Raw genomic sequence first — 358 nt, forward strand, 5'->3', positions numbered from 1 at the left:
TGCTCGCGCCGGTGTCCTCGAGTCGCAGGGTCCGCAGGAAGTCGGGTTCGCCGTTCACGCTGTGCAGTCTACGAACGGCTGCCCGCCGCCGTCGCAGGTCGTCGCCCCCGGGCTGCGCGGCGCCGATGGCCGGTAGGATCGAGGACGACATGGGCAACTCGTTCACGCTTCCCGACGCCGCCTCACTCGGTGACCTCCGCACGTACCTCGGACGTCCCGCTCGGATCGAGGACGGCTCGGTCCGGCTCATCGCCGACTCCGGCGTCCTGGCCGTCTACACGGCGATCCTCTACCCGCTCGGGCTGCTCGACGAACTGCCGACGGTGCTCGGGCTCCGCACGTTCTCGCCCACCGAGCC

At 70.9% G+C, this 358-nt stretch carries 1 protein-coding gene; it reads left to right on the plus strand.

Going from position 1 to position 358, the window contains the following annotated elements; translation table 11 throughout:
• Positions 1-149 precede the first annotated feature (149 nt).
• Positions 150-358 (plus strand): hypothetical protein (locus EE949_RS12930; protein ID WP_206335710.1); only part of this gene is annotated, 209 nt, incomplete at its 3' end.

Source organism: Pseudomonas viridiflava (assembly GCF_900602065.1).
Taxonomy (GTDB): Bacteria; Pseudomonadota; Gammaproteobacteria; order Pseudomonadales; family Pseudomonadaceae; genus Aquipseudomonas.